The 13,119-nt window shown below is 60.2% G+C and carries 13 protein-coding genes; 7 read left to right on the top strand and 6 right to left on the bottom strand.

Features of this window, described 5'->3' with window-relative positions; all coding sequences use genetic code 11:
* Positions 1-209 precede the first annotated feature (209 nt).
* The 3 genes from mtnA to ald are packed head-to-tail and all read right to left on the bottom strand — an operon-like array spanning position 210 to position 2,953.
* Positions 210-1,286, bottom strand: a complete 1,077-nt coding sequence (mtnA, locus tag LOC68_RS16560; protein ID WP_230220776.1) for an S-methyl-5-thioribose-1-phosphate isomerase — start codon at positions 1,284-1,286, stop codon at positions 210-212.
* Between the two features lie 14 nt (positions 1,287-1,300).
* Positions 1,301-1,816 carry a 5-(carboxyamino)imidazole ribonucleotide mutase gene (gene purE, locus LOC68_RS16555; protein ID WP_230220774.1) on the bottom strand — a complete coding sequence of 172 codons (516 nt, stop codon included), beginning with the start codon at positions 1,814-1,816 and terminating at the stop codon, positions 1,301-1,303.
* Between the two features lie 24 nt (positions 1,817-1,840).
* A complete protein-coding gene (gene ald / locus LOC68_RS16550) occupies positions 1,841-2,953 on the bottom strand; it encodes an alanine dehydrogenase (protein ID WP_230220772.1) in 1,113 nt (370 codons plus the stop codon).
* 602 nt (positions 2,954-3,555) lie between these two features.
* Between ald and LOC68_RS16545 the strand changes: the two genes are divergently transcribed.
* The 4 genes from LOC68_RS16545 (at position 3,556) to LOC68_RS16530 (ending at position 6,329) form a co-directional block, all read left to right on the top strand.
* A complete protein-coding gene (locus LOC68_RS16545; RefSeq protein ID WP_230220770.1) occupies positions 3,556-4,455 on the top strand; it encodes a DUF1559 domain-containing protein in 900 nt (299 codons plus the stop codon).
* A 31-nt stretch (positions 4,456-4,486) separates the two neighbouring features.
* Positions 4,487-4,687, top strand: coding sequence for a hypothetical protein (locus LOC68_RS16540; RefSeq protein ID WP_230220768.1), 201 nt, complete (start codon positions 4,487-4,489; stop codon positions 4,685-4,687).
* Positions 4,688-4,779: 92 nt separating this feature from the next.
* Positions 4,780-5,454, top strand: coding sequence for a formylglycine-generating enzyme family protein (locus LOC68_RS16535; RefSeq protein ID WP_230220766.1), 675 nt, complete (start codon positions 4,780-4,782; stop codon positions 5,452-5,454).
* 53 nt (positions 5,455-5,507) lie between these two features.
* On the top strand, positions 5,508-6,329 hold the full coding sequence (locus LOC68_RS16530) for a twin-arginine translocation signal domain-containing protein (RefSeq protein ID WP_230220764.1): 822 nt from the start codon (positions 5,508-5,510) through the stop codon (positions 6,327-6,329).
* 6 nt (positions 6,330-6,335) lie between these two features.
* Here LOC68_RS16530 and LOC68_RS16525 read toward each other — a convergent pair whose 3' ends face one another.
* The 3 genes from LOC68_RS16525 to LOC68_RS16515 form a co-directional block, all read right to left on the bottom strand.
* Positions 6,336-6,863 (bottom strand): hypothetical protein, encoded by a 528-nt coding sequence (locus tag LOC68_RS16525; RefSeq protein ID WP_230220762.1) that lies wholly within the window; start codon positions 6,861-6,863, stop codon positions 6,336-6,338.
* Between the two features lie 256 nt (positions 6,864-7,119).
* Positions 7,120-7,632, bottom strand: a complete 513-nt coding sequence (locus LOC68_RS16520) for a hypothetical protein (RefSeq protein ID WP_230220760.1) — start codon at positions 7,630-7,632, stop codon at positions 7,120-7,122.
* Positions 7,620-8,165, bottom strand: coding sequence for a hypothetical protein (locus LOC68_RS16515; RefSeq protein ID WP_230220758.1), 546 nt, complete (start codon positions 8,163-8,165; stop codon positions 7,620-7,622). The genes LOC68_RS16520 and LOC68_RS16515 overlap by 13 nt, the downstream gene beginning before the upstream one ends.
* Before the next feature lie 315 nt (positions 8,166-8,480).
* Between LOC68_RS16515 and gyrA the strand changes: the two genes are divergently transcribed.
* The 3 genes from gyrA to LOC68_RS16500 are packed head-to-tail and all read left to right on the top strand — an operon-like array spanning position 8,481 to position 13,077.
* Positions 8,481-11,192, top strand: a complete 2,712-nt coding sequence (gyrA, locus tag LOC68_RS16510; protein WP_230225158.1) for a DNA gyrase subunit A — start codon at positions 8,481-8,483, stop codon at positions 11,190-11,192.
* Positions 11,192-12,181 carry a GDP-mannose 4,6-dehydratase gene (gene gmd, locus LOC68_RS16505; protein ID WP_230220756.1) on the top strand — a complete coding sequence of 330 codons (990 nt, stop codon included), beginning with the start codon at positions 11,192-11,194 and terminating at the stop codon, positions 12,179-12,181. The genes gyrA and gmd overlap by 1 nt, the downstream gene beginning before the upstream one ends.
* Positions 12,178-13,077 (top strand): NAD-dependent epimerase/dehydratase family protein, encoded by a 900-nt coding sequence (locus LOC68_RS16500; RefSeq protein ID WP_230220754.1) that lies wholly within the window; start codon positions 12,178-12,180, stop codon positions 13,075-13,077. The genes gmd and LOC68_RS16500 overlap by 4 nt, the downstream gene beginning before the upstream one ends.
* Positions 13,078-13,119 lie beyond the last annotated feature (42 nt).

The following is a 13,119-nucleotide window of genomic DNA, read 5'->3' as shown; positions in this document are numbered from 1 at the left end:
CCTCTTTGCAAATCACCGCGGGCAATTACCCTGGAAGGGAACTCCCCAACTCTCCCCTCCCCTGGTGATTGCGGTGATCGAGCCCGACGTAGACTGGCGTCGCTGGGTCCAGGTCGTAGCGTTTGTAACGACTTGGATTCTGTGGATGACGCCGCGCGATGCGATGACGCACCCGGCGTCGCAGCGCGTAGAAAGCGTATCGGTAAGCGCTATTCGGCCGCAAACATCTGTGCGACCATCTCTTTCGTCACCGGCGAGATCACCCCTCGCTCCGTAATGATCCCTTGGATCAACTCGGCCGGAGTCACATCGAACGCCGGATTGTAAACGCTGATCCCGGCCGGCGCGGTTTGCTTGCCGAAACCATGCGTGATCTCTTCCGAGGCCCGCTCTTCAATCGGGATTTCGTCTCCCGAATCGATCGCCATGTCGAAGGTGCTGATCGGCGCCGCGATGTAGAACGGAATGCCATGCGCCTTCGCCAAGACGGCGAGCGAATAAGTGCCGATCTTGTTGGCCGAGTCGCCGTTGGCCGCAATCCGATCGGCGCCGGTCACGATCGCATCGACGCGACCTTCCCGCATCACCTGAGCCGCCATCGAATCGCAAATGAGCGTGGCGCGAATCTTCCGCTGCGACAGTTCCCACGCGGTTAACCGCGCGCCTTGCAGCAACGGACGCGTCTCATCAACAAAGACGTGCAGGTCTTTCCCGTCGTCTTGCAGCGTAAAGAAGACGGCGAGCGCCGTGCCGTACTCGGCCGTCGCCAAACCGCCGGCGTTGCAATGCGTCAGAAAGTTGGCGGCGTCTTTCAATTCGGCGGCGCCATGACGACCGATCGCGCGACAGGTCTCGCGATCTTCGGCATGAATCGCCTTCGCTTCTTCGAGCAAGGCGACTCGGATTTCGGCGATCGACTTCCCGGCGTCACGCAGTTCGTGCGCGACCCGCTTCATTCGATCGAGCGCCCAGAACAAGTTGACCGCCGTCGGACGACTGCCGGCCAGGTAGTCGGTTACTTCGTCCAGACGTTTCCAGAACGCCGCGGCGTCCTCATCCCCCACCGTCTGCAGTCCGATCACGACGCCGTAGGCGGCCGCAATGCCGATCGCCGGAGCTCCACGAACGCGGAGCTTTTTGATCGCTTCCCAGACCGTTTCGACGTCAGAGCAGTTGATCACGGTCAGTTCGACCGGCAACAGCGTTTGATCAAGCAGCTCTAGCGTGCCGTCGGTCTGGCCGACGAAGCGAATCGGTTCTACGTCGGCCGTGAGTTCGGACTGCATCATTTTCTCGGGGGTTACTTCGCGAGCGACTCTTGGAACTTCGCGTCCTTCGCGGTGATCTTGTCGACCAGCTTGGTCTTGAACTCGGCAAACTTGGCCGCCAGTTCCGGATCGGACAGCGACAAGATTTGCACGGCGAACAGACCGGCGTTACGCGGACCGCCCATGCCGACCGCCATGCTGGCGACCGGAACGTCACCCGGCATCTGCACGGTCGAGAGGAGCGAGTCGAGTCCGCCCAGTTCCGGCGTCGGAACCGGCAAGCCGATGACCGGCAACGTGGTATGGGCGGCGACGACGCCGGCCAGGTGAGCGGCGCCGCCGGCAGCGGCGATGATCACCTTCAAACCGCGTTCAACCGCCGTCGTGGCGAATTCGCCGACGATGTGCGGGGTGCGATGAGCGCTCATCACGTGAGCTTCGTATCCAACGCCAAATTCTTCGAGCGCCTTGGCGACGCCGTTGATTTTCGGCCAGTCGCTATCGCTTCCCATGAGGATGCCCACCTTCACGGCTGGTTTCTCGCTCATCGCATTCTTTCTTATCGGGGAGTGTTAGTTATGGTCAAACTTTGGACTGTAAGACATGCCGAACGTTTTCGCAACCGGCTCATGCGTCACTTCCCCCCGACAGATGTTCATCGCCGTGCCGAGCGGGGCCGAAAGCGAAGCGGCCTTTTCGGCGCCCAAATTGGCGATCTCCAGGGCCCACCGCAACGTGACATTACACAGTGCGAAGGTGCTAGTTCGGCCCACCGCCCCTGGCATGTTCGCTACGCAGTAATGGACGACGTCGTCAATGATGTAGGTGGGGTCGCTGTGGGTGGTCGGCTTCGAGGTCTCGACGCAGCCCCCTTGGTCGACCGCCACGTCGATGATCACGCTGCCGTGCTTCATGATCTTGAGATCTTCCCGGGTCACCAGATTCGGCGCTTTGGCTCCGGGAATCAGCACGGCGCCGATCACCAGGTCGGCCAAACGGAGCTGCTCGCGAATTGTGTGGCGATCGCTATAGAGACAGTTGACGTTGGCCGGCATCACGTCGTCCAGGTAACGGAGCCGCTCCATATTGATGTCGAGGATGTTGACGTCCGCCTGGAAGCCCGCCGCGATCTTGGCGGCGTTGGCGCCGACGATGCCGCCGCCGAGGATCGTGATGTGAGCCGGTTTCACGCCGGGAACGCCGCCGAGCAAAATGCCGCGTCCCATCTGCGGCCGCTCCAGATACTTGGCGCCTTCCTGCACGCTCATACGACCGGCGACTTCGCTCATCGGCGTGAGCAGCGGCAAGCGGCCGGCGCTATCGCGGAGCGTTTCATAGGCGACGCAGATCGCGCCGCTTTTGAGCATCGCTTCGGTCAGCTCTAAGCTGGCGGCGAAGTGGAAGTAAGTGAAGATCGTCTGCCCGGCGCGGATCAGCGGGAACTCTTCCGGCTGCGGCTCTTTGACCTTCATGATCATGTCGGCTTCGCCGAAGATCGTCTCGGCGTCGTCGACCATCACGGCGCCGCTGGCGACGTAGTCTTCGTCCGGAATTCCCGAACCGTCGCCGGCGCCGGCTTGCACCAGCACGCGATGTCCGGCGCGAGTCAGCTCTTCGACGCCGACCGGCAAAATGGCGACGCGATATTCATCTCGTTTAACTTCGCGGGGAATTCCAACTATCACCGACTCTCTCCTGAAGCGCAAGTAAGTCATTTAAAGAACCGGGGCGATCGTTCATTTTGGCCGCCAGCGACGTTTCTCGATAGCGGACCTGCCGCTTCAAACTGGGCGCTTTGCCCCTCTTTTTTCAAGTTTTGCCGGCAGCCGAAAGAAATCGAAATTCATCTGTTCTTTGTTTGAACGACGCTCCACAAAGTGGATGTTACCGCCGGCCATCAAATTCACTTGATCGATTTCGACGGTTTTCCCACTCCCGCAGACGACCTGGCGTGCGGCGGCAATCTTCCCCGACGACGCTCTAGCGGCGCCGTTGATCGCTGATCACCCCAAACGCGGCGGTTTTGTGCGCGAAAAGGAGAGTTGGATTCGCACCTTTTACAGTTGAGCGGGGGTCACCTTTTTTGCTTGACAAATTTCGTCGTCGATTCCGCGTGATATTAACAACGGTGGAAGACTTCGTGAAATTCCTTGTTTCGCGGCAAGCACCAATTGTGCACTCACAGTCAACCTCGACAGACTACCCAATCAAGCGACGACGTGAACTCATCGGGCGACGCCCGAGGCCGTCGAAGCGCGCGTCATTCGTCATCGTCTGTGGAGAGGTCATGATTCATTCAAGCGTCAATCGTACGGAACGACGCGGTTTCACGCTCGTGGAACTGCTCGTCGTGATTGCGATCATCGGGGTGTTGATCGCGTTGTTGTTACCCGCCGTCCAGCAGGCTCGCGAAGCGGCTCGCCGGATGCAATGCAGCAACAATCTGAAGCAAATCGGATTGGCGTTCCACAACCACCACGACACGCTCGGCTACTTGCCGCACGGCGGTTCGGACGGTCCCAACAACACTTGCTGCAGCGGTACGATTCGCGACACCTGGAGCTGGCTGTTCCACATCACTCCCTACATCGAGCAGCAAAACGTCTATGACCTGAGCAGCGACACGCAAGTCGCCGTTTCCGTGATTGAGCCCTACTTCTGCCCGACTCGCCGCGCTCCGCAGCTGTACAACGGCTACATGCACGCCGACTACGCCGGAAACGGCGGCGACACGCTTGGCAACTATGGCAAAGACGGCGCGTTGGTTCGCCAATATTCCGCTTCGCCGGCCTTGCCGCTGGCCGCCGGAACCAAGCCGAACAACTTCCGCGGTTTGCGCGACTTCCGCGACGGAACTTCCAACACGTTGATGGTCGCCGAGAAGCAAGTGCACGATACCACCTGGGGAACGGCCGGCGGCGACAACGAACGCTGGAACAACGCCGGTTGGGATCAAGACATCGTCCGCTTCGGCAACGAATTGCCGCAACCCGATCGCCTGCACCCCAATAGCTCGCAACCGGCCTATTGGTCGAACAAGTTCGGCAGCTCGCATCCCTCCGGCGTGCAAGGCGTTCGCGCCGACGGCTCGGTCGTGATGATTCCCTACACGATCGACGCGACCGTCTTCTTGAACTTCTGCCTGGTCCGCGACGGTCAGGTCCTTCCCACCGAAGCGTTCAACTAACGCCCTGCCCTACGAACTAGGAGTCCTATCGATGTCGAAGCACTTCGCTCTGTTGTCGTTGTTATCGATCGCCCTGATCGGCGCGATCGGTTGCGGCGGACATGTCAATCACGCGCCGACGCCCTCGGAAGAAGAAGCGATGCGCGCTCATGACGAGGCGGTCCAAGAATCGGAAATGGCCCACATGCTCGAAATGCAGAAGGCCGAGAAAGAAGCCCGCAAGAAAAAATAGCGATCGCCTGGGGCAGGGCGAGTTTTGCAAACGGCCAGAGTTGGGTTAAAACCAGTTCTGGTCGTTTGTTCCGTTTTCCCGCCGAGTTCGCCATGCCCGCCTCGCTTTGCTTGCTGCTCGCCCTGGTCGCTGCGCCGACCGATGACGCTTCCCTGAAGCTGCTGACGCAATTCCGCGGAGAATTCGTCCCCATCGCTCCCGCCAACGACTCCGCTCGTCCCTTTGCGATTTGCAAATACGAAACGACGCAAGAGTTGTACGAAGCGGTGATGGGCGCCAATCCCTCGCGCTGGAAAGGGCCGCGCAACTCGGTCGAAATGACCTCGTTGGCCGACGCCGCAGCGTTTTGCCAAAAGGTCACCGCTCTGCTCCGTGACGCGAAACTGATCGCCGCCGATCAAGAAGTTCGTCTGCCGACCGACGTCGAGTGGGAGTATTGCTGCCGCGCCGGTACGTCGACCAAGTACCACTTTGGCGACGACCCGAAAGCCCTAACCGACTACGCCTGGTATACCGGCAACGCCGCAGGGAATGATCCGCCGGTCGGCGTCAAACAGCCGAACCAGTGGGGCCTGTACGACATGCATGGCTACATCGCCGAATGGACGTCGCGCGACGACAAAGAGAAAGAACAAGCTCACGTCCGTGGTGGAAGCTGGAAATCAACCGCCGACGAGTGCCTCTCTAGTTCCAAACAGCAAATTCCGGTCGCCACCAAGGACGACGCCATCGGCTTTCGCTGCGTCCTGACGAACGTGACGAAGTAAAAGAATCGCCTCTCCCCTTCCCCTCCTTTTCCTCCCGCCTGGATAGAAATCTCATGTCCTCCCCTTCCTCGGTTTCCCGCCGTCGTTTCTTGCAAACCTCCGCGATCCTGGCCGGCGCCGCCTATGCCGGCAACTCGGCGTTTGCCGAAAGCCGCGTCACGCCGCCGTTTGAAAAGATCGTCTGCGCAGGTCGTTATCCCGGCCACTTGCAAGGGATCTGCATCGACGACGCAGGCTACCTCTATTGGCCCTTCACCGACCAGTTGGTGAAGACCGACTCGACCGGCAAGATCGTCAAGCAAATCCCGGTCGTCAGCCACCACGGCGACCTCTGCTATGCGGACGGCAAGATCTACGTCGCGGTGAACCTAGGGCAATTCAATCAGCCTGCCGGCAAAGCCGACTCGTGGGTCTACGTCTACGACGCTGAAACCCTCAAAGAGCTCGATCGGGTCGAAACGCAGGAAGTGGTCCACGGCGCCGGCGGAATGTCGGTGCGCGACGGCCACTTCTACGTGATCGGGGGACTACCGCCGGGGATCGAAGAGAACTACGTCTACGAGTACGACGCCGATCTCCACTTCGTCAAGCGGCACGTGATCGACAGCAAGTACTCGCTGATGGGAATCCAATCGGCCAACTTCCATGACGGCTATTGGTGGTTCGGCTGCTACGGCAAACCGGCCGAACTGATCAAGACCGACGTCGATTTCAAAATGCTCGGCCGTTGGCCGTACGATTGCTCGCTCGGCGTTGTCGGCATCGCGCCTGGAAAGTTCCTGATCGGACGGAACACGCGCGACAAAGCGGGGCACGAAGGATTTGTGGTCCCGGCCGTTCCTGATGAAAAGACGGGGCTGCGCGACGTCGTCTAAACGCGACTAATACTCCGCCGCCGGTTTGACCGTCGTGAAGTAGTCGAGGATCTGCCCCATCTTCAAGATCATCCCGATCGCAATGGCCAGCAGACCTGCGGCCGGCATCGCGCCGGTCAAAAACATCGCCACGCCGCCGACGATCGCCAGGTTGGCCAGATAGCTGGTACGCGACAACAGACCAAACGTCAGCGTCAGCACTTGCAGCCCCAAGTAAGCGGCCGTCATCAACAGGCTCCAGCGAATCGCCAGGCCCAGCGTGCCATGTTCGGAGTGATGGAGATATTCGACACGTCGGGCGGCGACGTCGTCCCAGTGATCGATCGTTTCTCCGCGTAGCTCTAGCGCGAACTCCCGTGATCCCAGAACCAGCGATTGCGTTTCGGCAAATGCGACCTGCAGGCCTTCGGCCGGAGAAACCTGGTAAACGGCGGTCGCGTCGCCCCACGGCGACTGACGCAAGTCTCCGGCGATTGGGACGACGAACCCTAATGCAGTCAGGCCTACGACAACGGCCAGGTGTTTTACCAACAAGATCGCCTCCGATTCCTATCCAGGTTCTAAGGCGTCTTGCCGCGATGCGCGGTGAAAGTCGTTTCCACGCGTGGTTGTTCGCTCTCCCGGTTAAGGCAATTGCCGGGCCAGAGCCGGAGAACCGGGAAAAAGCCGGTTTTCACGGCAACCTAGGAGGAGATTGCCGGTTATCCGAGAAAGCGGACAGTGCTGGAGAAGGATTTGTTGTCAGATTTACAGCGGCGGATCTCAGAATAAGGCGCCAGCAGAGAAGGCTTTACGACATTCCCGCGACCACCATCCGAGCGATGGCCAGGGCGATCGACAGCCCCACAAACCCCATCATCAGCTCGCGCAGGGTGAATCCGCTGCGGGGCGGCACGTCATGCTCCACCAGGTAGCGCTGCCACTCCAGATCCTTTTTGACCAACAAATAGACCAGCCAGAAGAGAAGGCTGACGGCGATCATGACTGGGATCGAAAACGGAAGGCCCAGGCACAACAACAACATTATCAGCCCGTAGACGACCGGCATAAGCCAGATCGAACCGCTCGACATCGGCAAGCGAGCCCGGCGAAAAACGCTCTGGTACAGGACCGTGATGATCCCCAGTGGAATCAACATGGCGAAGGCCAGGAAGTAGGTTACTTCGTTCCAGACCCCCGGCTTACCGATTACGAGGCCAAGCAACAAGCCGAACAGGGCCGTCATCATCAGCAGTACGACGATCGCCGCATAGACCAATTCGATCGGCGCCCGAGTTTCCGGCGGTTCTTCTACCAATCCCATGTCCAGGTCCATGCAGCGACGGAACTGATGATCGCGAGGGAAACGAATGCAAGCCCCGCGTCGACGAGCCAAAACTGAGCCCGCGGCGGGGCATCTTCTTGCGATAACAGCTTATACCAACTGGTGTTAAGATGCCCCACCCGCAGCGAAACGGCCAGGCTGACCAACAGCACGGCGGTTGCGATTTCGGAGTAAAAGGTCGCCGCGAGCATCCCGAAAAAGGAGACCGTCGCGACCATCCCCAAAGCGACCGACACGGCGACGGCCGCCATTTTCACGCGGCAGAAGACGCTCATGTAAAACATCGCTATCGGCGCCAGAACCGGGGCCGACAAGACCACGATGGCGACGACCGTCTCGCCCCACTTGGCGGCGTCAACCACTTCCGAGGCGAGCGCCTCGTGGACCGCAACGCCGACGATCAGGCCGATCATCGCCATCGCAACGACGATCGCCAGAACCGCCCAGAAGACCAATTCGCGGGGGGGACGCAAACTCGTTTGATACTGCCCAGAGCGCTCAGAATCGGTCATATTTTGCACGGAAACGAGGCCCATCCAGGGAGCGAAAAAGTCGCGTCGCAACTCATTGTAACATAGTAAGTTGCGACAGAGCAAAACCCGCGTGCCCTGCTAGTTGCCCCCATGAAATTCTGGTAAAATCGGCGGCAGAAATTCCATCTTGGCGGCCAACACTCGGCCGCTACGCTTCGCGCCGCCTTTAAAGCCCTTCTCGCTTTGGCGCCGCCCTGAAGTTTCCACGGAAAGGATCGTCGCTTGTCTACTGACGGAACCACGCCAGAGAACCCGGAAGACGGGACCCCAACGGACCTGACGCACCTGGTCGAGATGTCGATCGAGGATGAGCTGAAGGAAAGTTATTTGACCTACGCGATGAGCGTCATCGTCAGCCGCGCGCTGCCTGACGTCCGCGACGGTTTGAAGCCTTCGCAGCGACGCATCTTGGTCGCGATGAACGACTTGAACCTGACCCCCGGCTCTCAGCGGGTCAAATGCGCCAAGATCTCCGGCGATACCAGCGGTAACTATCACCCGCACGGCGAAAGCGTGATTTACCCGACGCTGGTCCGCATGGCCCAGGAATGGAACACGCGGTACCTACTGGTCGACAAGCAGGGGAACTTCGGTTCGATCGCCGGCTTGCCTCCGGCGGCCATGCGATATACCGAAGCTCGCATGTCGGGCTACGCTCAGATGCTGCTCGAAGACCTGCGTCTCGACACGGTCGACTACATTCCGACCTACGACGAACGCAATACCGAGCCGACCGTGCTGCCGAGCAAGTTCCCCAACTTGCTGGTCAATGGTTCGCAAGGGATCGCGGTCGGTATGGCGACGTCGATTCCGCCCCACAACCTGGGCGAAGTTTGCCGCGCCGTCGTTCGCGTGATCGAAGAGCCGACGGTGCCGATCGAAGAGCTGCTCCGAATCATCCCGGGTCCCGACTTCCCGACCGGCGGCATCATCTGCGGTCGCAGCGGCGTGCGTCGCGGCTATCTGACCGGCCGCAGCACGATCCTGGTCCGTTCGCGCACGACGATGGACAACGTGAAGGGTCGCAACCGGATCATCATTCACGACATTCCGTATCAGCAAACGCGCGATCGCGTCGAAGAACGGATCGCCGCGGCCGCCAACGAAGGGAAGATCGTCGGCATCAGCGGCGTGCGGAACGAAAGCGATCTGAAAGAGCCGGTCCGCTTGGTGATCGAGCTGAAGCGCGACGCCGATCCGGACGTGGTGCTGAACCAGCTCTTCCAGTTCACGCCGATCCAGGACACGTTCTCGATCATCATGCTGGCGCTGGTCGACGGCAAGCCGCGAACGCTGTCGATTCGCGACTTGATCGACGAGTTCATCCGCCATCGCGTCAACGTGATCCGTCGCCGGACGCAGTTCCTGCTGTCGAAGGCTCGCCAGCGCAAGCATACCGTCGAAGGTTTGCTTCTCGCGCTCGCCGACATCGACGAGATCATCCGCATCATCCGCTCTTCGAGCACCCAGGCCGAAGCGAAGACCCGCTTGATGGGCATCGAGTCGCCGGCTTCGATGCTGGCTCGCGCCCTCGGCGACGAAGGGTTCGCCCTGTTCCAGCAGGAACGCGGCGTCGCCGACGTCTACACGCTGACCGGCGTTCAGGCCGATGCGATCTTGCGGATGACGCTCGGTCAGTTGGTCAATCTCGAACAAGAGCGGCTCTCGGGCGAACATGCTCAGTTGCTGGAAGAGATTCGCGAGTACCTCCGCATCCTGTCGGACGAAGGAAACATTCGCGAAATCATCCGCGATCAAATGCTCGAGATCGAAGCGAAGTACGGCGACAAGCGTCGTACCGAGATTTCGCATGAAGAGCTCGGCATTATCGATCTGGAAGACCTGATCGAGGAAGAGACGATGGTCGTCTCGATCAGCCACAGCGGCTACATCAAGCGAACGCCGGTCACCACGTACAAAGCGCAGCGTCGCGGCGGCAAGGGGATCAAAGGCGCCAAGAGCGAAGACGAAGATCCGATTCAACACTTGTTCGTCGCCAGCACGCACGCTTACCTCCTCTTCTTCACGACGAAGGGGAAGGTCTACTGGCAAAAGGTGTACGATCTGCCGCAGCTGTCGCGCGAAAGCCGCGGCCGCGCGATCGTCAACTTGCTGCAGCTGGAAGAAGGAGAACGGATCGCCGACTGCCGTGCGATTCGCGACTTCGACGTCGAAGATCACTACCTGGTGATGGCGACGCGTAAGGGCCTGGTCAAAAAGACCCCGCTCGAAGCGTACAGCCGTCCGATGAAGAAAGGGATCATCGCGATCAAGTTGCGGGAAGATGACGAACTGGTCGACGTCGCCGTGGCGCAAGCTGGAGACGAGCTGGTCCTGTCGACCGCCAAGGGGATGGCGATTCGCTTCTGCGAAAGCGACGCTCGCCCGATGGGCCGCAACTCCAGCGGCGTGAAAGGGATCAACCTGGCCGCCGACGACGAACTGGTCGGCATGGTCGTCGCCGATCCGGACGCGCAACTGCTGACCGTCTGCGAACATGGTTACGGCAAACGTACCTACTTTGGCCCGAATCAGGCGCCTTCCGACCAAGAGCCGGTCGGCGACGACGACGCTCCGGCGGAAGAAGATTCGGCCAGCGAAGAAGATGAATTGTCGTCGAGCGCCAAGTACCGTACGCAACGTCGCGGCGGTAAGGGGCTTCGCGACATCAAGGCGACCGCTCGCAACGGCCGCGTCGTGTCGATCGTTCGCGTCGATGACGACGACGAAGTGCTGATGATGACCGCGCGGGGCAAGATCCAGCGGATCTCCGCCGCCGAAATCAGCATCGTCGGCCGCAACACCCAAGGGGTGCGGATCATGTCGCTCGACAAGGACGACTCGCTAGCCGCCGTCGTTCGCGTGCCGAAGGACGACAGCGTTGATGAAGAACCGGCCGAAGAAGGAGCGCCGAAGCCGCCGACGGCTGAAACGACTCCGCCGCCGGCCGACGTTGAACCCGAAGCGACGCCCGATAGCGAGACGCCGGAAACGGACGAGGAATAATGACCACCGCCAAACGAGCTCTGATCACAGGGATCACCGGCCAGGACGGCGCTTACCTGACCGAGCTGCTGCTCGAGAAGGGATACGAAGTCCACGGGATGGTTCGTCGCAGCAGCGGCGAACGATTCGAGCGGATCGATTCGTTTTTGAGTCGCATCCAGCTCCACGAAGGAGACCTGATCGATCAGATGTCGTTGGTGCGGCTGCTCGAAAAGATCGAGCCGGCCGAGGTCTATAACCTGGCGGCGCAAAGTTTCGTCCCGACCAGTTTTTCGCAGCCGCTGTTGACCGGCGACGTGACCGGTCTCGGCGCGGCGCGAATGTTGGAGGCGATTCGCGTCGTCGATCCGCAGATCCGATTCTATCAAGCTTCCAGCAGCGAGATGTTCGGCAAAGTGCCGACCGAGCCGCAGAACGAAGCGACTCCCTTCTGGCCCCGCAGCCCGTATGGAGTCGCCAAGGTCTACGCCCACTGGATCACGGTCAACTATCGCGAAAGCTATGATCTGTATGCCGTCAGCGGCATCTTGTTCAATCACGAATCGCCGCTTCGCGGGACCGCATTCGTGACCCGCAAGATCACCGATGCCGTGGCGCGGATCAAACATGGCCTGCTCGATAAGCTGCGGCTCGGCAATCTCGACGCCGAGCGCGATTGGGGTTTCGCCGGCGATTACGTCGAAGCGATGTACTTGATGCTGCAGCAGGACGAACCGCGCGATTATGTGATCGCAACCGGTCAGAAACATACGGTGCGTCAATTCGTGCAATTGGCGTTTGAGCGCGTGGGACTCGATTGGGAAGATTATGTGGAACTCGATCCCAACTTCCTTCGCCCCGCCGAAGTCAATACGTTATGCGGCGACGCTTCGAAAGCGCGGCGCGAGCTCGGTTGGAAACCGAAGGTTGATTTCCCGCAACTCGTAAACATGATGGTCGACGCCGATCTCCATCGCGTCGGTCGCATGAAGGACGGACTATTGCCGTGAGAGCGCTCATCACTGGCGCCGCCGGATTCGGAGGATACCATCTGGTCGAACATTCGCTCGCATCTGGCGATGAAGTGATGGGAATCGTCCGCGGTTCGACCAACTCGCTGATGGGAAACGCGGCGATCGCCCACTGGGATATTCGCGAACCGATCGGCGGCGAAGCGGAAGACGCGATCCGTCAGTTCGAGCCGGAGGCCATCTACCATCTCGCGGCGATCAGCCGGCCCAGCTTGTGCGGCTCCGACTTTCCGAATGACGAAGCGGTACACACCAACGTCGACGGCACGCGGCGCATTTTGGACCTGGCCGCGTCGCTCGACACGAAGCCGAAGGTCATTCTGGTCAGCAGCTCCCATGTCTACGGGATCGCCGATCAAAAGAATCCAGTCGTCAGCGAAACGACCACTCCGCTCCCTAACCGGGGCTACGGTCGCTCGAAACTGGCCGCCGAGCAAGCGGCGCTGACGCAGACGGACGTTCCGGTCGTGATCGCCCGCGCCTTCAATCACACCGGCCCCGGTCAGACTCCCAACTACATCGTGCCGGAGTGGTGCAAACGGGTCGCGTCGTCGTTTGAATCGATCGAGGTCGAATCGCTTAGCGTCAGCTTCGATCTGAGCGATGTCCGCGACATCGTTCGCGGCTATCGCTTGCTGGCCGAAAAAGGAGAAGACCGCAAGATCTACAACATCGGCAGCGGCAACTCGACCCAAACCGGCGAACTGATGGAGATGATTTGCAGCTTGTCCCGTCGTCGTCCCGATATCCACGAGCGCAATCCCCAGACGCGTTCGGAAACGATCGCCGACATTACGTTAATTCGCGAACTCGGCTATTCGCCCGCATTTTCGCTGCAGCGTTCGGTCGCCGACGTCTGGGCGGAATGGGCGTAACCCAGGCTTCACCTTGGCTTCGCCAAAATTCCTATTTTACCC

The sequence above is a fragment of the Blastopirellula sediminis genome (assembly GCF_020966755.1).
In the GTDB taxonomy this organism is placed as follows: Bacteria; Planctomycetota; Planctomycetia; order Pirellulales; family Pirellulaceae; genus Blastopirellula; species Blastopirellula sediminis.
Note: the sequence above shows the minus strand (reverse complement) of the source record. Positions and strands in the feature narration are given on the sequence as shown.